Below are 24611 nucleotides of genomic sequence, written 5' to 3'. Positions count from 1 at the left end.
CAAAACACTCACAGAAAGCACATTATTTTGATTATTAGCTTGTTATGATTGCACATCCATAATTCGTTTATTTTGAAATGAAAAATATTTTGCTCAAAATAAACGAATTATGGAGAGACTTTTGTCAATAAAATTCACAGAAATGGAATGTGTTTTCGGCTTAGGTTGGTTGTCGTTTCTGCCGTGCATACTATCCCAATGCCACATCGAGCGTCATCATAAGGGCAAAACCGATGGCAAAACCGATGGTGGAGAGATTGGAATGCTCGCCCTCCGAGGCTTCAGGTATGAGTTCTTCCACCACGACATAGAGCATTGCGCCGGCTGCGAAGCTGAGCAGGTAGGGCAGGGCAGGCACGATAGTGCTTGCAAGAAGAATCACGAGGATGCCGCCGAGAGGTTCTACAATGCCGCTCAACGAACCGATGATGAACGATTTCAGCTTGGAGTTTCCGGCCTCTCGCATCGGCATCGAGATAATCGCACCTTCGGGAACGTTCTGAATGGCAATACCTATCGCCATTGCAAGGGCGGCCGTGGTGGAAATGGCACTCCCTGCCTGCAGCGCACCGGCAAGAACAACGCCCACAGCCATACCTTCAGGCAGATTGTGTATGGTTACGGCAAAGGTAAGCATCGCCGTTCGGCTGAGCTTACTCTTCGGTCCTTCGGGCGTATTGCTGCCTAAATGGAGGTGAGGAGTGATGAAGTCGATGACAAGCAGAAAAGCAATGCCCAACAGAAATCCTCCCACGGCAGGGATGATTCGCATCTTTCCCATATCGTCTTCCACCATTTCCATCGAAGGAATGATGAGCGACCAGATAGACGCAGCCACCATCACGCCCGATGCAAAGCCAAGAAGAGCCTTCTGAAGGCGTGGAGGCATCTCGTCGCGCATAAAGAACACGAAGCCCGAGCCTAAAACAGTCCCCAAGAGGGGGATCATTAATCCTAAAACTGTTCCGTACATTTTCTTTATTTCGTATTTTGATTGTGGAAACCACCTTTTAAGATAGTGGCAAACAATCGTTGATTTCTGCCGTTTTTCTTTCAAGTGAATTGCTGCAAAGATACTCATTATTTTTAATATGCTGCAAAGTAGTCGGTTGAAAATGGCAGAAGGGACATATTCTGTTGCTTTTTTTACATCTTAATAATATGAAAAAGCACGGAGAAAGCAAGGGGATGTTTTTGTAGTCTTGATTTCTTTTGTTAATTTTGCATTAAATATTTTTCAATAATGCTGAAATTTTTGTCTATCGGAAGTGGTAGTAGTGGTAATTGCTATCTCTTATATTCTGATACTGACGCCCTTATAATAGATTGCGGGGTGGGTATCAGAACTATGAAGAAGCATTTCCACGATTACGGACTTCAATTATCAATGATACATAATATACTGGTAACACACGACCACGCAGACCACGTGAAGTCTGTTGGGTCGTTCAGTGCAGACCATAAGCTGCCGGTTTACGCCACAAAGGAGGTACACGCAGGCATCGACCGTAACTGGTGCATCCGTAAGAAAGTGAATCCCGAGTCGGTTCGCCTCATAGAGAAGAACCGGGAATATCGGATAGGCGAGTTTACGGTAACTCCCTTTGCTGTTCCTCACGACAGTACCGACTGCGTGGGCTACTATATCGAGCACGAAGGAATCAGGTTCACGCTCGTAACCGACTGTGGGCACGTTACGGAAGAGATACGGAAGTATGTAGGTTTGGCTAACTATCTGGTGATTGAAGCCAATCACGAGCCGGAAAAATTGGCTGCCGGCCCTTATCCTGCCTATCTGAAGGAGCGCATCAGTGGTCCAATCGGACATCTGAGCAATGGCGAATGCGCCACGCTGCTTGCTGAAAACGCCACTCCCGAACTGCGATATGTATGGCTTTGCCACTTGAGCGATGAGAACAATCATCCTGAATTGGCAAGAAAAACCATTGAGTCGATTCTCAGGGCAAACGGAATTGTGCCGGGAAAGGACTTCGGACTGGAAGTGCTGAAGCGAAAAACGCCCGGCGAAGTATATGAGATGAAGTAGACGCAGCGCAAAAGACGCTCAACAAGAATATATGAAACGAAGTTGAACCAAATATTAACAGATAACGACAAATGAAGAAAATTCCTTTACTTTTAGCAGCCCTTGCATTTCAGTTTCAGGGTGCTTATGCACAGCAATCGGTGCAAACCAATAATGACGACGTGATTCTCCATTCTTGGTGTTGGTCTTTCAACACCATTCGTGAGAATATGAAGGATATTGCAGAGGCAGGTTACACCGTAATTCAGACTTCGCCTGCCCAGCATTGCGTAACGGAAGTGAGCCGAGACAAAGGTGGTGGCAATCAACTGTTCGGCAAAGGCAAGTGGTATTACCACTATCAGCCCACAGACTGGAAGATTGGAAACTACAATGTAGGGACGCGCGATGACCTTGTGGCACTCTGCAGGGAAGCAGACAAGTACGGCATTCGCATCATAGTGGATGTATTGCCTAACCATACGGCTCTCAACGACTGTCAGGTGGAGGATGCTCTGGATGCTGCCGTAGGAGGACACGACAACCTTTATCACAAGGCCGGCTTTGATGAAATCAAGGATTACAACGACCGTTTGCAATGTACGACCGGACAGATGGGAGGATTGCCCGATGTGAATACGGAGAATCCTGATTTTCAACACTATTATATGACCTACGTAAACGACCTTATCAGTTGTGGTGTGCGTGGTTTCCGCTACGATACGGCGAAGCACATCGGACTGCCCAGCGACCCGAAGGATCCGAAAGCAACGCAAAACGACTTCTGGGAAGTGGCTACGGGCAAGAAAGCCGTGAAAGGTCTGACGCTCTCAATGCCGAGAGAAGACTTGTTTATCTACGGCGAAGTGCTGCAAGACAGAAACGTCAAGGAGGCAGAATACGCCGATGCGATTGGCGCAGTTACTGCGAGTTCTATGGGATGGTGCATCCGTTACGCGCTCGAGGGCAACGAATGGAAGAAGGATGAGATAGCAACCTACTGCCATCCTGCAAAGCCGAGTCAGCTTATCACGTGGGTTGAGTCGCACGATACTTACTGCAATGCCCACGAATCGGCTCATCTGACGGATGCACAGATAAGAATGGGATGGGTGTTTATTACTGCACGGCAGTATGGTGTGCCGTTGTTCTATTCCCGTCCTGACGGAAGTTCGCCTGAAAACGTATGGGGAAACAACATTATCGGTAAGAAAGGAAACGATGCTTTCAAGCATCCGGAAGTTGCTGCCGTGAACAAATTCCGCAAGGCTATGCACGGACAGCCCGAGATGCTTGTGTATTCGGACAACGGAAAGGTGGTAGAGGTTGCCCGCGGTAAGAAAGGTGTGGCGTTGCTGAACATATCTTCAGAGCCACAGACGATAAGCCTTGCAACAAGTCTTCCCAACGGCAAGTACAAGGATGAGGTTTCCGGTAAGATGTTCAGCGTAAAAAAAGGCATTTTGAAGGGTACACTCTCTCCATTGACTTCTTATATTCTTGTGAAGAAATAAGGAAAAATCCGTGTTTCGGATAGAGAATAGATGGCAAGATACTGACGATTTTGCGCATAAATCTGCAAGGAATCAGTAGAATTGCAGCTTAATATACAAAAAGAGTTCGAGACAATCCCGAACTCTTTTTTGTATCTTCTTATTCTATTGGTTCAATCTTCGGAGACTGAATCTTGGTTTCCGTCTTCGGAGCCGTGGCAGTTGGTGCAGCAGAAGCTGCATTTTCGCTTTCCATAATAGGAGGAGGGGCAGCCGGAAGCGTGATAGGTTCCGGAGCAGGGATGTCTTCAGCTTCCGTTTTCGGTGGTTCCACGTAATCCACCTTCTTGTTTTCCTTTATTTCAACTTCCTTTGCTTCTTCCTTTGTCAGCACGGGAATCTTCGATGTTGTGTCTACACCGATAATCGTACCCGTCATATCCACCTCGTATTTGCGTGGCGGTGCCATATCGCGGGTAGCCATCAGGCAGGTGAGCAACAGCGAACCGAAGAAGAGTACACCGGCACAGATGGCGACCGGTGTGGTATAGGTAGGTTTATTTCCTGAATTTGAACTCATACTTTCTTTCAAATTTTCTCTGTTTATCTGCTGCAACAACACATACAGACCGGACAAAATTACTCAAAATATCCAATACTACCAAAGAATTAAGGGATTATCAGTACAACAAAAGGAAATCGCCTGATTAGATTTTCACTAATCAGGCGATGGGGTATTACTGTCTTCTATTCTTAAAAGTGCGACCAAGCGATATAATCCATAGACCATTCATTGCAGACGGATTTATATACGATTTTTAATTGTCCGAAGAATGGCTTGCAATCTTCGCACGTTTGCCGTGCATTCTTGCGAAGAATGGAATGCAATCTTCGCAAGAATGGAAATCATTGTTCTACTATCTGATTTTCAGACACTTACAAATCGTATTGAGACTTCCGAACTTTATTTGATGATGCGCTTGATATCCTCAACAATCTGCTCGTCGGTCAGATGGTTCTCGCGCAGAACTTCTTCCACGTCGTAACGGTCGTAGAGTTGTTTCTTCACACCGAAACAGAGCACTTTCACGTCTGAAGGACCATAGAAACGGGCGATACGTTCGCCAAAACCACCATCGAGCGAACCATCTTCGATGGTTGCCACCAGTTGGTGGTCTTTCTTCAGGTCTTCCAGCAAGGCTTCGTCGATTCCCGAAAGATAGCGGGGATTAATCAGTGTAGCGTCGATTCCGTCAGTCTGCAAAGCCTTTACCACAGCTTCGCCCTTCTGATAGAAGTCGCCTGCCGCAACGACAGCTACCGTGTTGCCACGATGAGCCACCTTGAACTTGTTAAGGTCTGAATAATCCGTATCAACCGGCTCCTTGGCGTGGTGTGCTCCATATTCTGGAACACGGATTGCAACCGAGTATTGCTCCTGTCTGATAGCCCAGCTCTCCATTGCGATAAGCTCTTCGTAGGTAGTCGGGGCAAGATAGACGAGATTCGGGATGTGGCTTATCATCGGAATATCGAAGAAACAGATGTGTGTGAAATCGTTCATACCGTAGATGGACGAACCCGTAACATTGATTACAGCCGGATTGCCGTTCACGGCGAGGTCCTGACAGAGCTGATCGTAGGTGCGCTGCATAAATGTTGCGTGGGTAGTAAACACAGGATGTGCTCCGCGCTTCGCCATTCCGGAAGCCAGTGCCACGGCTTCTTCCTCTGCAATGCCCACGTCGATGTGCTGCTTGCCCATCTTTGTTCTGATTTCCTCGTTGAATCCGAGGATGGCAGGCACGCCGGCAGAGATGCAAACAAGTTTCGGGTCGCGCTTTGTTTCCTCAAATAGCCATTTGCCGAGCATCTGTGGTATGTATTCGCCGCTGCCTCGCTGCTTCTTGGGACTGCCGTCTTCGAGATTGAATGGGAAATTCCAATGCCAAGACTCCTTGTCTGCGACTGCGGGAGCATATCCGTGCCCCTTCTCTGTATGGATATGTACCACGATAGGATGGTCTATATCCTTTACTTTTTGGAATGCTTCGATGAGTTTTCCTACATCGTTTCCTTCCTCCAGATACGTGTAATCGAAGCCGAGCGTCTTGAAATAGTTGTTGGCACACAGTCCTTTGCTTTCGCGCAGTTCGCGCAGATGCCCGTAGAGTCCGCCGTGGTTCTCGGCAATGCTCATTTCATTGTCGTTCACGATGATGATGGCGTTGGTGCCGAGTTCGCCAACCGTGTCCAGTCCTTCGAATGCTTCGCCTCCCGACAGCGAACCATCGCCAATCACTGCAATCACATTCTCTGTTCCACCGAGTATGTCCCTGCCTTTAATCAAGCCGGATGCGAGGGCAACCGACGTGGAGGTGTGTCCGATTTCAAAGTTGTCGTATTCCGGACTTTCCAAAGGAGAGGAATAACCTGATATGGAATTGATTTTGCTTACATCAAGGAAGCCTTCCTTGCGGCCTGTGAGCATCTTGTGAGGATAGCTCTGGTGTGAGATGTCGAATACAATCTTGTCTTCCGGTGCGTTGAAAACGTAGTGCAATGCCACGGTAGCTTCGGTAAAACCGAGGTTAGGCCCCACGTGTCCGCCGTGATTACTTACTCTGTTCAGCACACCTGCACGGACTTCGTCGGCCAATACAGAAAGTTGTTCGATGCTTAAATCCTTCAAGTCTTTCGGACTGTCAATTTTTTCTATATACATATTAATATGTGTTGTTAAGTCTTATTTTGATTGATACAAAGATAATTTATTTCCATTAGAAATGAAAATATAGAATAAGTGTAAGTCAACAATAATGGATTTTTTATATAAAAAACGGTTTGTTTTAACTGTTATTAAAACAAACCGTTGGATTTATGGATGGTATCGGACTTATAATTGTGGATGAAAAAAGATGTATGCGAGGAGTGCCAAGAGGGGAATGATTGTCCAATAGGCTATGACAACGAGTGGGGCAAGGGTTTTGTTATCATAAACGGAACCACTGTAATGTTCGAGTACCATTGTACGGCGTTCCCTCGTGTTATAAAAATATTTGGTAATCTTGAACACAACAGCCCAAATAATGGTAGACGGAATGAAAATCCAAAAGCTTTCAAGATAAAGCAACGGCAGACTTAGGGCAAGGCAAACAGGCATCGACAGAACGGCAATGCCATCCGTGAACTTTCCTTCGTGTTCGCCACAGAAATAAATGATGTCGAGTAGGTGGAATTTGCTCATAATTTAATTGTAAGGGTTATCATTTTGTATTGCTGTATGCCGAATATTACAATTTCTTCTTGTTGGTGGTTTCGGGCATTCTTGTGGCAATTACATTTTCTTCAGCGCATAGGTATGCTTCAATGATGGAAGATAATGCGCTTATTTTCAACAGTCTTAATCGGAATTTGTATTTATCTCTTGTAGTCTTCCTTGTACTTGTCAGTCTCAATGTAGATATACATCTTGTATTCCTTCAGACTATCGCGCACGTTCTTCTCTATATCGTTTATCAGCGTAGTGGTCTGTGGCTCGTATTCAGACTTTACATCTATCTTTGCAGTCATTAAAACGTCGCTGGGACTTAGATGAATAGTCTTCAGGGATATGAGTTTGGAAATCTCATCGCGCTCAAAAGACTTTCTTATAATAGCCAAATCCTTGTTCGTTGCGCTTTCTCCAACCATCAGACTGTAAAACTCTCGGGCGAGAAAGAGGGCTGCACAGCAGAGCAGAATGCCGATGAACAGACCGGAAAGTGCATCGAAGAACGGATTTCCTGTAATGTGGCTGAGGAACATTCCCGCCATTGCGAGCAGCAAACCCAGTACGGCGCAGGAATCTTCCACGAAGATTATCAGTATTTCGCTGTGTCGGCTTTCCTTCAGAAACGTGAACAATGGAAGATTATCCTTGTTCAGTTCCTTTATTTCCTTGAATGCAACGCGCAAGCTGAACATTTCTACGATAAAGCCAAAAAGAAGAATACCCATTACCAGCCACGTGTTTTCCACGCTGTGGTCGCTGTGAAACAACTTCTCGGAGGCTTCCATAATTCCCAATGCACCACCACCGAAGAACAACATCATTGCCACGATGGTGCTGTAAAAGTATTTTGCACGTGCCTGACCGAACGGATGTATTTCAGTTGCTTCTCTCTGTGCCTGCTTGTTTCCTATCAAGAGCAACACCTGATTGCCGCAATCCACAATACTGTGTATGGATTCGTTCAGCATTGCCGTTGAGCCTGAAAGCGCATAACCCACAAATTTAGATATTGCAACCAGTATGTTTGCTCCCAAAGCAGCAATAACGCTGAGCATTCCACCACTCTTATGTCCTTGTTTCTGTTCTTCTTTCATTTTTTGAGTATCTTTATTATCAGATGAACATTCTCATTATTCAGATAAAAATCCGTGAAATGCAAAGATACAACAACAAAACGAATGTTAAAAGAAAAACGGATAAAAAAGCTATCACGCACCAATATTTTGTATAAATTACGTGAAGGCATCCGGTTCGTCGGATAACTTCAGGGCGTTGCCACTTCGTTTCCCCGTTTTCTATGCTCTGCCTTGTTCCTTCAATCCTAAAGCAATGGGGTGTTTTATGGTCTTATGATTACCGTAAACCCTCCATATCTCTGAAAATCTATTATTTTTTCTTTGAGAACCCATTACTTTTTCCTTGAAAAACTATTATTTTTTGAGAGAAAGCACATTGCTTCTGCATTAAATCGGATGCGTGTTTACTTGCTGTATCGCTTAGGATAACTGGGCGTCCAAGCCTTTATGTCTGAACTTGCTTCGACCTTTTTCTCGGTATTGTCGTCCAGCATAGGGAAGAAATCAATGCCTGTGAGCTTCTCTATTTCGTCTACGGTACGGATGCAGTCGTACACATTCTGCTTGCTGCCCACGTTCTTGTAGAGAAATCCGATGGCTTTCGCGCCACTGTTTCGGCACAAAACTACTTTAAAGAACGCATCGGGAACACGAACTTTGCCTTTTCCGATGATTCTCGGAGCTTTGTCTGCATAGTAGACAGGGCCACAAACCACATCGACAGAGCCGTATTTGCGTGCCCAAGAGCGACAAAGCATCTCAATGTCATTCCATTCGTATTTGTTCAGGTTATGGTTTTGCGGACAGATATTCGTGAGATAGAACGACTCTTTCAGCGCAGTATTGTCCCATTTCGTATCGGCAGCCGGACAAAGATGCCCTCTGTCGAATCCCGAATTGTAATAATCATTTTTCGTTGCACGTGGCGTTGCCACCTGAAAATCCTCTTCAAACATATCCTGCGAACGTTGATTGCGCCCATAGGTATGCTCCTTTGTCAGATGCCAAGCCACCCAATTAGCGCATTTCGTGTCTTTGTTGTACGATACTGTATAAGCCTTTCTTTTGAGAATCTGCTCCGGACGATCCTGAAGTCTCGCAGGAATCTCCATACTTTGTGTATCAGCATTGACGCACGACGTGAGTACGGCAGCGAAAGTTGCCAATACGACGAATAATTTGTTCAGTTTCATTATCAAGTAATTATTACTTTGCAAAGGTACTTATTTTAGTCAAGCACGGCGAATGTTTTGTGATTTTTTCAATTCCGTCGGCGTTATCCACTGCCTGAAGATACTCATTGCTGATTACTTCTTGGATGCACGGAATCTCACAATCTCCGAAATGATTTCTTCGGAGTCGTCAGACAGCGACAGAAGCAGATTCTTGTACTTGCCTTTTTCCATCAGTTGCTGCAAAAGAGGATAAATGGGCAGTTCGTTTGTCCAGAAATCCTTGCCCATAAACACCATAGGACTGGCAAATCCGAACGACAGATAATGGTTCTGCACGGCCTCCTGAAATATTTCCTGCATAGTTCCGGCACTTCCCGGTGTGTAGATGATGCCACCGTAGGCAAACGTAAGGATGCTGTCTTCGCGAATACTGTTTTCAAACAGTTTGGCTATATGCGTGGCAAAGGGCGTAGACGGCTCGTGTCCGTAGAGCCAAGTTGGAATGCCAAGACTTTCAAAGTACGTCTGTGGATATTTGCCGATAACCTCAAATGCCGTTCTCAGCCAACCCTCATTGCGAAAAGACGGAGCAGGGGCAAGAATGTTGAGAGCCGTCTGCACCTCGGTTGCGCTCCTACCTGCCATCCACGCGCCTAAATGAGCTGCTTCCATAGCTCCCGGACCACCCCCGCTTATCATTACGAATCCCAGTTCGGTCAGCCGTTTGCTTATCATAACGATTTCCTTATACATCCTGTCGGTTCGCAGCAATGCGTGTCCTCCCATTATTCCTACGCACAGATGTCGGTCGTGGACGTCAAGAAAACGGTCTGTTGCCACGCTGATATGATGGTCGTGAAGCGAGCGGGCCAATGCTTCGTTCGCATTTTCAGCACGTTTTCCATTTCGCATATAATGCTGATACACAATTCTGTCGTAGCATTCATTAAATGATTTCTCACGACGGATGTCGTATCCCTTATAAAGTTCTGCTGCCGAATAGAGCGACTGTCGGCTTACGTCGAAGGGAACGCCCTTCAGATATTCGCCGATTGCTTCAATCTCTTTGTATTCCGGAACTGTAATCATAATTCTTTTCCTTTTCCACAAAGTTACAAAAAAATAGCAAACGATGCAAATTCAGCCCCTTCTCTGCTTAATTTTAAGCCGTATTCAATGACTGTTGCAACGAAATATAACTTCTTTTCACACCTCTATCTCCCGCTTTTTTCGTATCTTTGCAGATAACTATACAAAATATATGATTTAAGATTATGACACTATATCCAAAACTCATTACCGATGCGTTGGCGCAGGTGGTATATCCCGGAACTAAAAAGAATATTATCGAGAGCGAAATGCTTGCCGATGATGTGAGAATCAACGGAATGAAGGCAACGATTACGCTGCTTTTCCCACGCGAGACAGACCCGTTTATGAAGTCTACGCTCAAGGCTGTCGAGGCGCAGATTCATTACTCCGTGAGCAAGGATGTGGAAGTGGAAATCAAGACCGAGTTCAAGTCGGCACCACGTCCCGAAGTTGGCAAGATGCTGCCACAGGTAAAGAACGTGATTGCAGTAAGTTCGGGCAAGGGCGGAGTAGGAAAGAGCACCGTTTCTGCCAATCTTGCCATCGCTTTGGCGCGGCTCGGCTACAAGGTGGGACTGCTCGACACCGATATTTTCGGTCCGAGTATGCCCAAGATGTTCGGCGTTGAGGACGTTCGTCCGTATGCCGTCGAGAAAGAAGGCCGCCAGTTGATAGAACCGGTGGAGAAATACGGCGTGAAACTCCTTTCCGTGGGTTTCTTTGTCAATCCCGATACAGCTACTTTGTGGCGCGGCAGTATGGCATCCAATGCGCTGAAGCAACTGATTGCCGACGGCGATTGGGGCGAACTCGACTACTTTATCCTCGACACACCACCCGGAACGAGCGACATTCATCTGACGTTGCTCCAGACTCTGGCAATTACCGGTGCCGTGATTGTGTCCACTCCGCAGAACGTTGCCTTGGCAGATGCGCGCAAGGGTATAGATATGTACCGGAATGAAAAGGTGGATGTGCCTATCCTTGGACTGGTAGAGAATATGGCGTGGTTTACTCCTGCCGAGCTTCCAAACAATAAATACTACATATTCGGCAAGGACGGAGCGAAGAAACTGGCAGAAGAGATGGAATGTCCGCTGCTCGCTCAGATTCCTATTGTGCAGAGCATTTGCGAAAACGGCGACAAGGGTACGCCGGCTGCAACGCAGATTGACACCGTAACCGGACAGGCCTTCATCAATCTTGCACAGGCAGTCGTTACTGTTGTGAACCGTAGAAACAAGGAGAAAGCCCCAACAAAGATTGTGGAAGTAACGCAGAAGTAAGCCGTTTACGCTTATTCCAGTAATCATATAATCAATCAAACGGAAAGTGCTTGCATTCAATCGGATGCAGGCACTTTCTATTTATATTCTTTTGTTTGTAAGTACGCCTATGAACTGCTGCGATTCTAAATTCAGAACGAGCCGAAAACGATGAAAGAATGCCCTTGCTTTCTTATCCAAAACTCTGTGAATAATCTTGACAAAAGACGCTCTAAAACTCGCATATTCTGAATAAAATATTTTCATTTTTCAAATCAGCGAGTTATGAGTGTGCAATCTTAGTTTGTTGATAATCAGGTATATGTGCCTGAAGATTTAGCTTTGTGCATTAAAAGGAATAAAAATAATTCTCAAATAGACTTATAAAACCGACTTTTCGACTATCTTTTCGCTTCAATTCCTCATAGTTTCGGGCGTTGTTCTTGCACAAACGGTTTCCGTTCTTCGCAAGAATGCAGTACGTTCTTCGGAAGATTGCATTGCAAAATTGCGAAAAATGATTTTCAAGCGTTCAGATTCTGCCGTATTTTCTCTGGTTTGAAAAAAGAAAATGTGCGTTTTTTGGTAATCTATTTTTACAAGTCAGCAATCCATATCCGTTGTTTTCCGAACATCGCCAATGGACGCTCTAATTGTTTTCTTCACTTCCCAAACACGCAGTCAGTTCTTCCCAGATTCTCTGAACGGGCAGTCCCATCACGTTGAAATAGCTGCCTTCGAGAGAGGTAACGCCCACATAGCCTATCCATTCCTGAATGCCGTAAGCTCCTGCCTTATCGTAAGGCTTGTAGTGCTCAATGTAATAGGATATTTCCTCGTCCTTGAGCTGCTTGAACGTTACGTTTGTGGAAACCCTGAAGCTGCGTTGGAAGGCTTTCGTGGTCAGGCAGACACCCGTAACCACCTGATGCGTGCGCCCGCTGATCTTTTCGAGCATCTCCCGTGCTTCTTCCTCACATTTCGGTTTGCCCAGAATGTCGTCGCCCACTATCACTACTGTATCGGCGGTGATAACCAAATCGTTCTCGCCGATAAGGCTCTTGTAGGCTTTTGCCTTCTGTTCGCTGATGTATCGGGCAATGTCCGATGCCGGAATATCGTCGGGATAATCTTCCGAAATATCGGGCAACACACTGACCTTGAAGTCAATATCCAGTCCGGCAAGCAATTCCTTTCTGCGTGGGGAATTGCTTGCGAGAATTATGTTATAGTTCTTGAAAGGCATCGTTTCTATGTTCTTGGTCTTACAGTTTGTTACCATCCGAAGGCTTTACCCTCCATTTTCCATTTTCCCTGTGCTCGCAGCACCTGTTCTATCACGTCGCGCGCCACGCCGTAGCCTCCTTCCGTATCGCTCACGTAGGTTGCAATTTCCCTGATGTCGGAACAAGCGTCCTTGGGACAGCACGAACAGCCGGCGCGGCGCATCACTTCGTAGTCAGGAATATCGTCGCCCACGTAGATAATCTCCTCGTCTTTCAAGCCGTACTTGTCCGTAAAGCCCTTCCAATGTCTGATTTTTACCGAACAGTTCAGGAGCACGTCTTTCACGCCGAGGTATTCATAGCGCAGGCGAATCTCCTCATTGCGTCCTCCGGTCATAATGGCGATTTTCAGTCCGAGCTTTTCTGCCAGTTGAATGGCGTATCCATCCTTGATGTTCATTGTCCGGATAGGTTCGCCCTTCGCATCCATAGCGACGGTTCCGGCAGAGAGCACGCCGTCTACGTCGAATACTATTGCACGGATTTTCTTTAAATCGTAGTTGATCATTGTATTGAAATTTATTTGTTGTTCTTTTTGTGAATATTGACAGACAGGCTTTCGTACAGTTTCTGCGAGTCGGCATCGAAACCCATCAGCTCCATCTGTGCGCGAATCACGTTTTCGTCGTAGCGGACGGCAGGTCCGGTCTGGGCATCTCTCGGCTGCATCGTGTGTATTTTCCGTGCAGTCTCGTCTATCAATGGGAGCATTACGCTGAAGGGAATGCATTTCTGCTCAAGCACTTCCGATGAAATGTTATAGCAATGGTTTACGAAATTGCACGCCCATACGGCAGACAGGTGCAGGTAGCGTCTGTCTGCGCTGTTCAGCTTGTAAATTCTGCTTGAAATGCTTCGTGCCAGTTCGTTGATTTCTGCATAAACGGATTCCGAACTGGCTTCGAGGAAAATGGGAATTTCCCTGAAATCAACCTCACGCGCTTTGGAAAAGGTCTGCATAGGATAGATTACTCCAAAGTGCTTTGCCCTGCCGCTGAAAATGTTCATCGGCATAGAGCCTGCCGTATGCACGAAAATGCGCTCCTCTCTGCCCACGCACAACTGCCGAATTACGGATTCCAACGCACTGTCTTTGACAGCAATAATGTAGAGGTCGGCATCTTTCGTTACCTCTTCTATGTCAGAGACGGCAGCAGCGTTGAGCCTGTCTGCCAGTTGCTGAGCCGAGGAAAGCGTCCGGCTGTACACCTGACGTATCTCGTGTTTTGCAAGCTGAAGTGCCCTTCCAAGGCAGGTGGCCAGATTGCCGGCACCTATCAATACTATTTTCATAATACTACAAAATTACTAAAAGACAGTCAAAAAACACGATGTAGGTTGCTTTTTTAGAAAACATTTACTATTTTTGCAGCTAAGGAGGATTTATGACGATTCGTATTATAACCGACAGTAGAGACCTTCCACAACTTACTTTTGGCAATTTCTTTCATAGTCAGGAGCTGTTTGGGATTCTGGAGCGTACGCCAGGTATGTCTCCGTGTATGGTTGTAGCCGTTCGTGAAGACGGAAAAACGATAGGGCAGCTTCTGGCAACGATCCGCCATCGGTGGCGGTTCGTTCCTTTCCATCTATTGGACTACGGACGTGTCTATGGAGAGGGTGTTTACGAGGAGAGTGTCGAGAAAAATGTTGTGGAGAAGCTGAAGGTTTTTACCTGTATGTTCGATACGCTGATGGCATATCTCCGCAAACACCGTTGCACGCACGTGGAAGTGAGCGACATTTCGCAGAAGATGTTCGGCTATAAATGCCTGCGGAGCCATAACTTTGTGCCCATACCGTGGTCGCAGATTCACAATTCGCTGCACAGCAAAGCCCCAGAGGAAAGACTTTCCAAGAAGACCGTCAAGCGTTTGAAGAAGGCGTGGGATTCGGGAATTACGACCCGTGAAGCCCAAAGCAATGAGGAGATAAGGGCTTTCTACAAATTGGTGAAAGGCTATTACCGATTCAGAAAACAGCGTTACATTCCGAATGAGAAACTTTTTCAGCTCATTGGAGCGAGTGCCAACGGACATATTTTCGTAACGCTCTATAAGGATAAGATTATCGGAGGCAGCGTTATCGTGGATTCGGGAAAGGAGTCGATGCTGTGGTTCGAGACTTCGCTCAAGAAAAGGTATGCTTTGTTCTATCCTCATTACGCCACTATATGGTGTGCGCTCAAGGAAATGTATGCAATCGGACAGGATCATCTGCACTTTCTTAATATCGGTTTGCCGTTTAATCACAGCCAATACCGCGACTTTATATTGAGTTTCGGCGGCAAACCTGTGAGTTCCTATCGGTGGTTCAGGTTTTCCTATTCTTGGTTGAACAAACTTTTGTTTTGGTATTACAGAATATAAATCTCGGGAAGCAAAGCTATTGTGGAAAACTTATCGTAACTTTGCTTCGACTTTAAACAGAAAATAAAAAATGAAAGTAATTGGAATAATTCCCGCACGCTATGCGTCTACACGCTTTCCCGGCAAACCTTTGGCAAAATTGGGAGGTAAATATGTTATCCAGAGAGTAATCGAACAGGTTCAAGAGGTGCTTGATGAGGTTTGGGTGGCAACCGATGATGAGCGCATATATAATACGGTGGAATCGCTTGGCGCGAATGTTGTTATGACGCGTTCCGACCATCAGAGTGGAACCGACCGTATTGCAGAGGCACTTGAAAAGATTGGAGGTGGGTTCGACGTGGTAATCAATATTCAGGGAGACGAGCCTTTCATTCAGAAAAGCCAGATAGAAACGGTAATCTCCTGTTTTGAGGACGACAGAACGCAGATTGCTACATTGGGAAAAAGATTTGAGAGCATCGAGGCTGCACGAAATCCCAATTCGCCTAAGATTATTCTGGACAACAACGGCTATGCAATGTATTTTACCCGTGCGTTGGCTCCGTACATTCGTGGCAAGGAAGAAAAAGACTGGCTCGAAAGTTATCCTTTCCTGAAGCATATCGGGCTTTATGCCTATCGCTCAGAGGTGTTGCGCCAAATTACGAAACTGCCACAGTCGAGCCTTGAGCTTGCCGAAGGATTGGAACAGTTGCGATGGCTTCAGAACGGTTACAGGATTCAGGTGGGCTTGACAGATATAGAAACCGTAGGTATTGATACGCCTGAAGACCTGAGCAAGGCAGAGGAGTTTCTCGCAAAGAGATAGGGGAGAGGCTTTAAAAAGAATAGTGAGTTTCTCGTAAAAGAGCAGAAAATCTCTTACAGAAGGATAGAGATACTGGGACTGTGAGATTTTAACATCGTCTTAATAAAGATTTTCTTCGTGCCGACGGTAATAATATACCACGCCAAATTTTCTGCACTCGTTGAATTTCTGTTCCGGAGGAAGCTCTGCAAAGTGGTTTTCTATGGCGTTCCATAGTTCCAAGAGCAGTTCGTCGATTTCCGGACGCAGCTTTGATATGTCTTGATGGGCTTTGAAGGTACGCTGTTGGAGACGCTTCTGCGAATTACGCACCTCTTGATAAATGTCGAAATGAGTGGAAACCATACCGATTGACGGGTTATAGATGGGGCGGCCTCCCTTCTTTTGGCGTGCCTTTTCGCCTTCTATAACTTTCGGTCCCCATTCCAATAATCCCACATTGTTTTTCAGATTCGGGAGCGTTGTAGTATCTTCATCGAAACCGTAAAGCACTAATTGACTGCGCTTAATCTCTCCTCGTTCTACGGACATCAGCAAAACCTGAATGAAATGGCTGAGATACATCAGCGCACGCTTTTGCAGTCCGTCCATCTTCTTCGCATTCCGCACCTGCGACGACATAGAAATCCTGTACTGCTCAATGGCAGTGAGCAGTCTGTCGTGCAGAGGTTGTGCCTGATTCAGCAGTTTCCAGTCTATGAATTTGTTTCGGACAGTATATATTTCATTGTTTTCCAACAATGTTTTCAACGCTTTCAGGCGTGCAGCATCGGTTTTTGGAAGTCGTCTGTAAGGCATTTCTGAATGTTTAATAAAGTATCAGGATTGGCAAATTGGTGGAAAAAGCGATAAGAAACAGCGAATATGGTTTCTCTACTTTTGTCTCTTCATCATATCGGCTGCGTATGCTTTCAGCGCAGCTTTGCGTTCCTCGGGAATGTTTACCCCCTCGAGATATTTCTTGCTTAGTTCAAAATAATCGTCAATCTTTTCCTTTGCAAGTCTGTCAATCCCTATTTCGTTGTACAATTTCGTTACGGCTGCAATCTTTTCCTCAGCATCGAACTCTTCCTGACCAATCCAATGTTCAAGGAGTGAGCGTTGTTCATCGTTTGCCTGATTGAAAGCCGTGATGAGCATATAGGTCTTTTTGTTTGAAACGATGTCTCCACCGATCTTCTTTCCAAATACCTTTGAATCGCCGTAAACATCGAGATAGTCGTCCTGCAACTGAAAAGCGAGACCTATCTGTTCGCCGAACTTATAGAGATTTTCGGCATCTTCGGATGGCGCATCGGCAAGAATAGCTCCCATTTTCATAGCACAGGCCAGCAGAACACTGGTTTTCAGGCGAATCATTTCGATATATTCGTCCACCGTAACGTCATTACGGTTTTCAAATTCCATATCATATTGCTGCCCTTCGCCTATCTCCAATGCCGTTTCCGTGAATAGAGGAAGCACGGCATTAAGATGTTTGGCATCGCATTGCACCAGTCTTTCATACGCAAGCACCAACATTGAATCGCCGGAAAGTATCGCCTGATTGTCGTTCCACTTCTTATGTACCGTCTGCTGACCACGGCGAATAGGTGCTTCATCCATCAAGTCGTCGTGAAGGAGCGTGTAGTTATGGTAGGTTTCCAATGCACAGGCAGAGGAAAGTATTGTTTCAGGATTGTCCTTATAAAGGTTATACGCCAAGAGCATCAATACCGGACGGATACGCTTGCCTCCCAAGTCCAACACATACTTGATTGGCTCGTACAGACTTGCGGGTTTGCGACCGTAAGTAAGCCCTGCCAGATAATCGTTTACTTTCTTTAGAAGTTCTTCTGATGTGTACATATATGTCAGATTTTGATATTTTCAGATTAATTTTGTATTCTCAATAACGGAAAAGTATTAAAATTATTGTCCTATATTATATAAGGTGTAGGACAACTGTGAAAGAAATGTTGCGCAGTCGAAGCCTTACAGCGAGAAAACTACGGGCACTTCTATCATCGACCGACAAGGTTTATTGTTTTCAATACCCGGTTTCCATTTTCCCATCGTGCGCACCACACGCAGCACTTCGTTGTCGAACTCGGGTGTTTTTCCGTTCTTTATCTTTACATCACTTACCGATCCGTCTGCATTTATGATAAACGTTACGTTTACAATGCCTTGCTTGTTTGCATTCTTTGCCGAAATCGGATATTTGATGCTCGAAGTAAGCCATTTCATAAACTCACTCCATCCTCCCGGAGGGGTTGGCGTATCGGACAGAATGCGCTTGCTTACCTTGTCATCGTATCGTTCCAGTTCCTCATCGGAGTTCTTGTCGGTCATCTTGTTCTTCTCTTCCTTGTCCACTTCCGAAACCGTCGGAGGGTCGGGAATCGTAGTCGGTTCCGTCGTAAGCACAGGAACGTTGCTCACATTGGGCGCAGCCGTCTTGTCATCGTTTGAATCCATACTGCCGATTTCCTTCGGTGTAACCTTCTGTGGCGTTTCGCTGCGCTTCATATTCAGCATATCCTCCATCGTTGGCTTCTTATCTTCCTTCTCAGCAGCCAAATCCTGTTGGTCAATGGCAGGCAGAAGTTCCGTATCTTTCAGTTCAAGGTCTTTTACCAAGTCGATGAGTTTCTCGGAATCGCTTGTATTTTCATCGGAATATTCCATTGCAACAAAGAATATTGAAAGCGCACAGACAAGCCCAAGCACGAAACCTATCCATCGCTTGTTCTCTAAATCTGCCTTATTTGTTTTCTTTATTTCCAATTCTGAACACTAAAAAGAGCCGAAACTCGTTATAAAAGAGTGTCTGATGAAGGTTTCAGGCTCTGCAACGAACCTTCTTCTTCGCTAAGACACGGTGTTGAAATGCTGACGGGAAAGCTGCAAGTCGGCTTGTTTGTCCGAATGTGCAATAGCCCTTAGCACCACTTTCGACTGACAAAATTAATAAGATATTCGGAAAAAGATGTATCTTTGCCGATAAATTAAAGTAGATTAAATGAAAAAGCTCATTTTCACTCTCTTCCTTATAGCATCGACAACGATGGCTTGGGCACAGGAGAGCCAGACAGAATATAACTTCCTGCGCCTACCTGTAAGTGCGCACGCAGCAGCTCTCGGCGGCGAAAACATTACGATTATAGAGGATGATCCCTCCCTGATGTTCTCAAATCCGGCTCTTGCATCGTCGGTCAGCGATATGACCATCGGGCTGAACTATATGAACTATATGAAAGGAGCGAACTATATGGGGGCTTCGTTCACGAAAACCATCAAGGAAAAAGGCACGCTCGCAGGCGGAATACAGTATATGAACTACGGAAAGATGAAGGAAGTGGACGAAAACAACGTCCAGACAGGCGAATTTAATGCGAGCGAAATAGCCATACAGGGCATTTTTTCCTACGAACTGGCACGGAATTTCGTCGGTGGTATCACGGCGAAATTCGTTACTTCTTATATCGGCAACTACAACAGCATTGCCGTTGGCGTAGACCTTGGTTTGAATTACTATGATCCCGAGCGTGAATGGTCGGCTTCCGCCGTTGCGAAAAATCTTGGTGGACAAGTGAAGGCTTACGAAGAGGACTTCGGAAAGATGCCTTTCGACCTGCAAGTGGGCGTGAGCAAGACGCTTGCATCCCTTCCGGTGCGGCTCTCGCTCACGTTGGTAGACCTCACTCATTACAATTATCGTTTTGCAAATCACGTCAATCTCGGTGCAGACATTCTTCTCTCGCAGAGCATTTGGATTGGCGGCGGCTACAATTTCCGTAAAGCCGACGAGATGGTTATCGGCAAGATGGACGACGCAAGCGCACACGGAGCCGGGTTCAGCTTTGGTGGAGGCATCAATCTTGAGCGTTTCAAGCTCAACCTCGCCTATGGAAAGTATCACGCATCGAGCAGCTCAATCCTCGTGAATCTCGCATATACGCTTTAATCTTGCGAACGCCGCGAATATTCTCCGAAGGGATGCGCCCTTGCCGAGGGTTAGTCCTGATGCGATACGCTCCCGATGGTGGATGAACGGAACTTGAAAAAACAAAGTATAACATTTAAAATAATTTCCGGCCACTTTCTCCCAAAGTATTCCTTTCGTGGGAAAGGACTGGAAACCAATTTATTATGAAAAAAATCATTATAGCCATCGACGGCTTTTCTTCTTGTGGTAAGAGCACAATGGCGAAAGACTTGGCACGCGAAATCGGGTATATCTATGTAGATACCGGCGCAATGTACCGTTCGGTAACGCTGTTTGCCCTCCGCAACAATCTCTTCAATGAAGACGGTACTATCAAGCTTGCCGAACTCGAAGCACGGATTTCCGACATAGACATCAGTTTCAGGCTGAATCCGGAAACGGGCAGACCCGATACTTATCTCAACGGCGAGAACGTGGAACAGGAAATCCGCCAGATGGAAGTATCGTCTCACGTCAGTCCAATCGCTGCCGTGCCATCTGTCCGTGCTGCACTCGTGGCCCAGCAACAGAAGATGGGCGACGAAAAAGGTATCGTGATGGACGGCAGAGACATCGGTACGGTAGTGTTTCCGAATGCCGAACTCAAGATTTTCGTTACAGCATCTGCCGAAGTGCGTGCGCAGCGTCGTTTCGATGAGTTGAAAGCCAAGGGAACGGATGCCGATTTCGCCGAGATTCTCAAGAATGTGCAGGAACGCGACTACATTGATTCGCACCGCGAAACGTCGCCTCTGCGCAAAGCCGACGATGCAATAGAACTCGACAACAGCAATATCTCCATTGCCGAACAGAAGGAATGGCTGATGGAACAGTATAAGAAAGCAGTACAATAGGCAGAATTTAGGAAACAGACAAGAAAATAAGGGAACGGATTTACAAGAAAATCAATGCCAATGGGGCGGGTTGAGATGGAGATTCTTAAACAATCAGCTTATAGCTTTACCATCATCAACCGGTTTTCCTGTAAATCCGTTACCTTATTTTCTTGTCTGTTTATTCCGAACTCAGCTTAAGAAGTGGTTTTCTTGCCAATCTGTTCCCTTGTCTTCTTGCCAACCGTCCCTCTTAGTCCCGCTTGCCTCGTATGAATGTATAGAACTCACTCGACTTCTTTTCCCATTGTTCGTATTCCTGTTTCAGTTTTCCGTCTACCGAAATGGAACTGACAGAGAAAGTCAATGCATTGATATTCCACGTTGATTCCTTCTCTCCATCTATTTCGATGGCATTGTTTCCTCCTAACTTGATAAGCACATTGTGCAACGTTCCACCATATTCCAGAGACAGGCTGACCGGTATATACTCAAAATTGATAGTGCCTTTGGTCTTGTTTTCCTCACGGGAGAGGACAGGGTCGCCTATCCAGAAACGAATTTGCAGGTCGCGGTTGGGCTGTGCTTTCAGGGCGGCTGCAAGCTCCGGATCGGTAACGGTGTAGCCAATCAGGCTGACGGGATAGTTGTGAATGGTGATGTATCCCGCATTCTTGCCGCTGTAATTGGGCTGATAGCCATCCACGGTATATCTGACGTCCTCTGTTGTCTTCCTCACAGACTCCGCATCGGGCTGCGTTTCAGCACTTCCTATACAGAGCATCTTACCCGAATAGGTTCCGCTCACGCCCTCCATAAGTTTTTTCTGAACCTCTGATGAATGTATGTAGCCGTAGAGAAACACAGGGTCTTTATGACAGGATTGCATCAGGATAGCGAAAATGCCGATAAGAATAGGTTTGAAAACAGTTTGTTTCATAAGTTATAGTATTGTGGATATTCGTCCTTACTTTACCTTTGCAGATGCCACACTTCCTTCAATCGCTTTCGGAAGTACCAATAATAGAGAAATCCCGCCGTGGTAAGCCCGAACGGGAAGGCAAACCAAATGCCGAGCAGTCCTCCCTCAAGGTAGATTCCAAGGAAATATCCGAGCGGAAGACTGATAACGAAGTAGGCAATGAACGCCGTGTACATAAGAGGCTGAACATAGGAAAGCCCACGCAGTGCGTTTCCGTAGGCACATTGCATTCCGTCGCCGAACTGATAGACAATCAACGGCAGTATGGCAAGCCCCACCATTTCGCACACTTCGCTGCTGTCGGTGAAGATTACGCCCAACGAATCGCGCCAGATAACCACCGGAACAGAGACGGCAAAGGCTATGAGGAGTATCAGATGGAAGCCGGCCGAGGCTGAATAGCTGACGGCTTTATAGTCGTGCTGACCGGTAAAATAGCTCACACGCACGGCAACTGCCGACCCCATTCCGTAATATACCATATAGAAGAACTGCGAAATAGTGAGCATTACCTGATGGGCGGCCAGTGCCATCGCTCCAATCCAGCCCACCATAATGGAACTCAGACTGAAGGCTGCCGTCTCCATTCCCATCTGTATGCTCAGGGGAAAGCCGATTCGGCAGAGATGCGAAATGTCCTTGCCATTGATGGGTTCGGCGAAGAAGCCGCCTTTATAGCTGTTGAAACGCTTCGTGCAGAGGAACACGTAGGCAAAGACGAGTGCCATCACGATGCGTGAGAACATCGTAGACAGACCTGCACCGTACAGACCGAGCTCGGGAAAGCCCACCTTGCCGTATATCAGCACATAGTTTCCTACGATGTTGAGCAGATTTCCACCCAAAAGAATCCACATCGGCGTTTTCGTGTCCGTGGTTCCGTCAGACAGTTGCTTGAAAGTGTTGAACCAAGAGACGAACGGAAGCGATATGAGATTCACGATAAAGTAGGGCCTCATCAGCGGCAAAAGTTCCTCGGGCTGCCCGAGATTGCCCAGATTCAGATAAAGAATGGTCATTATTACCACCAGTCCCAACGCCAGCAATGTGTTCGCCACCAGCGAGTTCTTGAGCATTCCACCTATCTTGCCGTGCTCCTCGCGGCCGTAGAGCGACCCTACAATCGGCGTGAGGCCGTAGGAGAATCCCATTGCAAAGATAAGCACGAGCACAAACATATTGTTTACGAATGCCGCAGCAGCCAGTTCCTGCGTGCTGTGTCGGCCGATCATCAGCGTGTCGGCAAATCCGAGCACGATAGTACCGATTTGTCCGATGATGATGGGCACTCCCAGATGAGTCAATGAACGGTAATGTGTGTAATAAGGCTTGAGGTTTAACAGCATTTTTATTATTTCTTTTCCTTCTCAAATTCTATATTCACTTTGGCAAAGCCCATTGCCTTGAACAGTTGCGTGAACTGTTGGCGGGCATTCTGTTCGGCTGTTGCTATGTTCTCTTTTGTCAGGCAGCGCGCAATCATCTTCCTGTACGCCTTGTTGTAGAGGCTTTCGCGGTCTTCCGGAGTCCATTTTCCATCCTCATAGAAGGGTTTTGTGCGGGTTTCGTCGATGAAATCGCGGTCGAGCAGCCCGACGGGTGGGAGCGTGGCCGTAACCACCGAGTCGCCCTCGGTGCGTATCCACTTCGGCTTTGCCTGTTTCAGGTCTATCCCTATGCGCACGGTGCCGTAGTATATCCTTGCCAGTTCGTCGTCGCCGAACATATTCTTGGAAACGGTGTCCACGAGTTCCTCGTTGCTGATGGAGAGAAATTCCCACTGTCCTATGTCCTTTATGCTCTGAATCTGTATGGGATTGACCGTTTTCGGCTTTTCCTTACACGGAAAGAAACAGAAGATACCGACTGCAAGGAGGACGACAGCGATGACACCGACCCATACAGTCTTGCTGATTCCTTGGATGAATCTCAGTAATCCGTCGAAAAATCTATTCATTATTTTCTACTGTTGATTTGTCAATGATGGTGCGTAAATCGCTATCGGTAAAGTTTTTGCGGAAAGCTATCGTGATGTTCTTGTCGGCGTAGCCCAACGCCATTATCATAGGGACGAGCTGACTTGCCGCACTCTTGCGTGCATTCTCTATCAAGCCGAGTTCGGGTATCGCCTTGACGATGGCCTGCCGGCCTTCATTGATGTAGCCTGCCATTTCCTCGTCGGAGAAATTCCCGCGCAGAAGCGGCACATACTGCTTCATTTCGGCGTGGTTTACCTTGGTACTTGTCAGCACGATTTCCGGATCGGGAAGCGTTATCATAATTTTTTCGCCGTTGCGCTGCACGTTCTTCTCGCTGAAACCGTCGAAATTCACGTAAGCCTTCAGAACGGCATCAATGGGAATGGCTATCTTGCGCACGCCTACGGGCACGTCAAGGCTTATCTCCTGATTCAGAATTGTGAAGTTCGATTTCACCTTGTCCTTGTGCGTGATAATCTTGTGTACGTGGCACTCGGTGGCATATAGCTTGGAGCATTTCTGAATGCCCGTAATCAGTAGTGCCAATGTGTCTGCGGGCGTTTCGTCCGTCGGTGCGTTCTTGTCCTTTGAGCACGAAGCTCCGAGCAGCACGGACAATATCAGTATGGGAATGATTCGTTTCATAATGATGAATTTTCGTGTAGTTTGCCTTTCGGAAATCAGATTTTCCAATGCTGACGCTGATGTTCCTGCATCCGATTCCGATTTATTATATAATGTGTGCAAAGTTAGATATTTCGGCTCAACTGCACAAATAATGCATATTAATAGTTGTTATACTCCATCTTTCAGGCTTTGTCGCTGTTTCTCCATCCTCATTTTACTGCCTAATGTTCCATAAAATGGCGAATTATCAGCCAGAGTTTGTTCTTTTTGAAATTTCAATCTTCGCAAGAATGAATTGCAAGTGTGCGGAAAAAGAAATCCATTCTTCTGTTTAGGTGCTCCACGGTGGGTTG

At 46.3% G+C, this 24611-nt stretch carries 24 protein-coding genes; 7 read left to right on the top strand and 17 right to left on the bottom strand.

Annotated features, from left to right (window positions below; all coding sequences use genetic code 11):
* Positions 1-190: 190 nt before the first annotated feature.
* Complete coding sequence (locus tag P150_RS0102275) at positions 191-973, bottom strand: ZIP family metal transporter (protein ID WP_028896308.1); 783 nt, start codon at positions 971-973, stop codon at positions 191-193.
* 270 nt (positions 974-1243) lie between these two features.
* Here P150_RS0102275 and P150_RS0102270 point away from each other — a divergent pair, with 270 nt between their 5' ends.
* On the top strand, positions 1244-2047 hold the full coding sequence (locus P150_RS0102270) for an MBL fold metallo-hydrolase (RefSeq protein ID WP_028896307.1): 804 nt from the start codon (positions 1244-1246) through the stop codon (positions 2045-2047).
* Positions 2048-2118: 71 nt separating this feature from the next.
* Complete coding sequence (locus P150_RS0102265; protein WP_028896306.1) at positions 2119-3540, top strand: alpha-amylase family glycosyl hydrolase; 1422 nt, start codon at positions 2119-2121, stop codon at positions 3538-3540.
* Between the two features lie 139 nt (positions 3541-3679).
* Here P150_RS0102265 and P150_RS0102260 read toward each other — a convergent pair whose 3' ends face one another.
* From P150_RS0102260 to P150_RS15700, 6 genes are all read right to left on the bottom strand, one after another.
* Complete coding sequence (locus tag P150_RS0102260) at positions 3680-4099, bottom strand: hypothetical protein (protein ID WP_028896305.1); 420 nt, start codon at positions 4097-4099, stop codon at positions 3680-3682.
* Between the two features lie 384 nt (positions 4100-4483).
* Positions 4484-6244: a 1-deoxy-D-xylulose-5-phosphate synthase gene (locus P150_RS0102250; RefSeq protein WP_028896304.1), complete on the bottom strand. Its 1761-nt coding sequence runs from the start codon at positions 6242-6244 to the stop codon at positions 4484-4486.
* A gap of 171 nt (positions 6245-6415) precedes the next feature.
* Entirely contained in the window at positions 6416-6766 is a 351-nt protein-coding gene (locus tag P150_RS0102245) for a hypothetical protein (RefSeq protein ID WP_028896303.1), read from the bottom strand.
* Between the two features lie 173 nt (positions 6767-6939).
* Positions 6940-7887 (bottom strand): cation diffusion facilitator family transporter, encoded by a 948-nt coding sequence (locus P150_RS0102240; protein ID WP_028896302.1) that lies wholly within the window; start codon positions 7885-7887, stop codon positions 6940-6942.
* A 386-nt stretch (positions 7888-8273) separates the two neighbouring features.
* Complete coding sequence (locus tag P150_RS15705; protein ID WP_051617458.1) at positions 8274-9062, bottom strand: DNA/RNA non-specific endonuclease; 789 nt, start codon at positions 9060-9062, stop codon at positions 8274-8276.
* Positions 9063-9176: 114 nt separating this feature from the next.
* Positions 9177-10133 carry an LOG family protein gene (locus P150_RS15700; RefSeq protein WP_051617456.1) on the bottom strand — a complete coding sequence of 319 codons (957 nt, stop codon included), beginning with the start codon at positions 10131-10133 and terminating at the stop codon, positions 9177-9179.
* Positions 10134-10318: 185 nt separating this feature from the next.
* On the opposite strand from P150_RS15700, the gene P150_RS0102220 reads away from it, so the two are divergent.
* On the top strand, positions 10319-11422 hold the full coding sequence (locus P150_RS0102220; RefSeq protein ID WP_028896301.1) for an Mrp/NBP35 family ATP-binding protein: 1104 nt from the start codon (positions 10319-10321) through the stop codon (positions 11420-11422).
* Between the two features lie 628 nt (positions 11423-12050).
* Here the strand turns inward: P150_RS0102220 and P150_RS0102210 are convergent.
* Genes P150_RS0102210 through P150_RS0102200 form a run of 3 tightly spaced genes read right to left on the bottom strand, consistent with a single transcriptional unit; the run spans position 12051 to position 13980 of the window.
* On the bottom strand, positions 12051-12647 hold the full coding sequence (locus P150_RS0102210) for a Maf-like protein (protein WP_028896300.1): 597 nt from the start codon (positions 12645-12647) through the stop codon (positions 12051-12053).
* Between the two features lie 29 nt (positions 12648-12676).
* Positions 12677-13195 carry an HAD family hydrolase gene (locus P150_RS0102205; protein ID WP_028896299.1) on the bottom strand — a complete coding sequence of 173 codons (519 nt, stop codon included), beginning with the start codon at positions 13193-13195 and terminating at the stop codon, positions 12677-12679.
* Positions 13196-13206: 11 nt separating this feature from the next.
* On the bottom strand, positions 13207-13980 hold the full coding sequence (locus tag P150_RS0102200; protein WP_028896298.1) for a Rossmann-like and DUF2520 domain-containing protein: 774 nt from the start codon (positions 13978-13980) through the stop codon (positions 13207-13209).
* A 92-nt stretch (positions 13981-14072) separates the two neighbouring features.
* Between P150_RS0102200 and P150_RS0102195 the strand changes: the two genes are divergently transcribed.
* Positions 14073-15056: a hypothetical protein gene (locus P150_RS0102195; RefSeq protein WP_028896297.1), complete on the top strand. Its 984-nt coding sequence runs from the start codon at positions 14073-14075 to the stop codon at positions 15054-15056.
* A gap of 70 nt (positions 15057-15126) precedes the next feature.
* The gene (gene kdsB, locus P150_RS0102190; protein WP_028896296.1) at positions 15127-15867 is read left to right on the top strand and encodes a 3-deoxy-manno-octulosonate cytidylyltransferase; all 741 of its coding nucleotides are present in this window, start codon (positions 15127-15129) and stop codon (positions 15865-15867) included.
* A gap of 99 nt (positions 15868-15966) precedes the next feature.
* On the opposite strand, the gene P150_RS0102185 is transcribed toward kdsB, so the two are convergent.
* The 3 genes from P150_RS0102185 to P150_RS0102175 form a co-directional block, all read right to left on the bottom strand.
* On the bottom strand, positions 15967-16665 hold the full coding sequence (locus P150_RS0102185) for a hypothetical protein (protein ID WP_028896295.1): 699 nt from the start codon (positions 16663-16665) through the stop codon (positions 15967-15969).
* Between the two features lie 75 nt (positions 16666-16740).
* Positions 16741-17715: a polyprenyl synthetase family protein gene (locus P150_RS0102180; protein ID WP_028896294.1), complete on the bottom strand. Its 975-nt coding sequence runs from the start codon at positions 17713-17715 to the stop codon at positions 16741-16743.
* 126 nt (positions 17716-17841) lie between these two features.
* A complete protein-coding gene (locus P150_RS0102175) occupies positions 17842-18636 on the bottom strand; it encodes an energy transducer TonB (protein WP_028896293.1) in 795 nt (264 codons plus the stop codon).
* Between the two features lie 235 nt (positions 18637-18871).
* Here P150_RS0102175 and porQ point away from each other — a divergent pair, with 235 nt between their 5' ends.
* Both porQ and cmk read left to right on the top strand, forming a co-directional pair.
* On the top strand, positions 18872-19816 hold the full coding sequence (gene porQ / locus P150_RS0102170; protein ID WP_028896292.1) for a type IX secretion system protein PorQ: 945 nt from the start codon (positions 18872-18874) through the stop codon (positions 19814-19816).
* A 185-nt stretch (positions 19817-20001) separates the two neighbouring features.
* Entirely contained in the window at positions 20002-20691 is a 690-nt protein-coding gene (cmk, locus tag P150_RS0102165; RefSeq protein ID WP_028896291.1) for a (d)CMP kinase, read from the top strand.
* A gap of 232 nt (positions 20692-20923) precedes the next feature.
* Here cmk and P150_RS0102160 read toward each other — a convergent pair whose 3' ends face one another.
* From P150_RS0102160 to P150_RS0102145, 4 genes are read right to left on the bottom strand one after another with little or no spacing between them, the layout of a single operon-like run.
* A complete protein-coding gene (locus P150_RS0102160; protein WP_081819255.1) occupies positions 20924-21610 on the bottom strand; it encodes a DUF4840 domain-containing protein in 687 nt (228 codons plus the stop codon).
* A 32-nt stretch (positions 21611-21642) separates the two neighbouring features.
* Positions 21643-22998 (bottom strand): MATE family efflux transporter, encoded by a 1356-nt coding sequence (locus P150_RS0102155; protein ID WP_028896289.1) that lies wholly within the window; start codon positions 22996-22998, stop codon positions 21643-21645.
* A gap of 5 nt (positions 22999-23003) precedes the next feature.
* Positions 23004-23609: a DUF4230 domain-containing protein gene (locus tag P150_RS0102150; RefSeq protein ID WP_028896288.1), complete on the bottom strand. Its 606-nt coding sequence runs from the start codon at positions 23607-23609 to the stop codon at positions 23004-23006.
* A complete protein-coding gene (locus P150_RS0102145; RefSeq protein WP_028896287.1) occupies positions 23602-24276 on the bottom strand; it encodes a DUF4230 domain-containing protein in 675 nt (224 codons plus the stop codon). The genes P150_RS0102150 and P150_RS0102145 overlap by 8 nt, the downstream gene beginning before the upstream one ends.
* Positions 24277-24611 lie beyond the last annotated feature (335 nt).

The organism is Prevotella sp. HUN102, from assembly GCF_000688375.1.
Taxonomy (GTDB): Bacteria; Bacteroidota; Bacteroidia; order Bacteroidales; family Bacteroidaceae; genus Prevotella.
The sequence above is the reverse complement of the archived record's forward strand: the minus strand, read 5'-3'. Positions and strand labels throughout refer to the sequence as shown.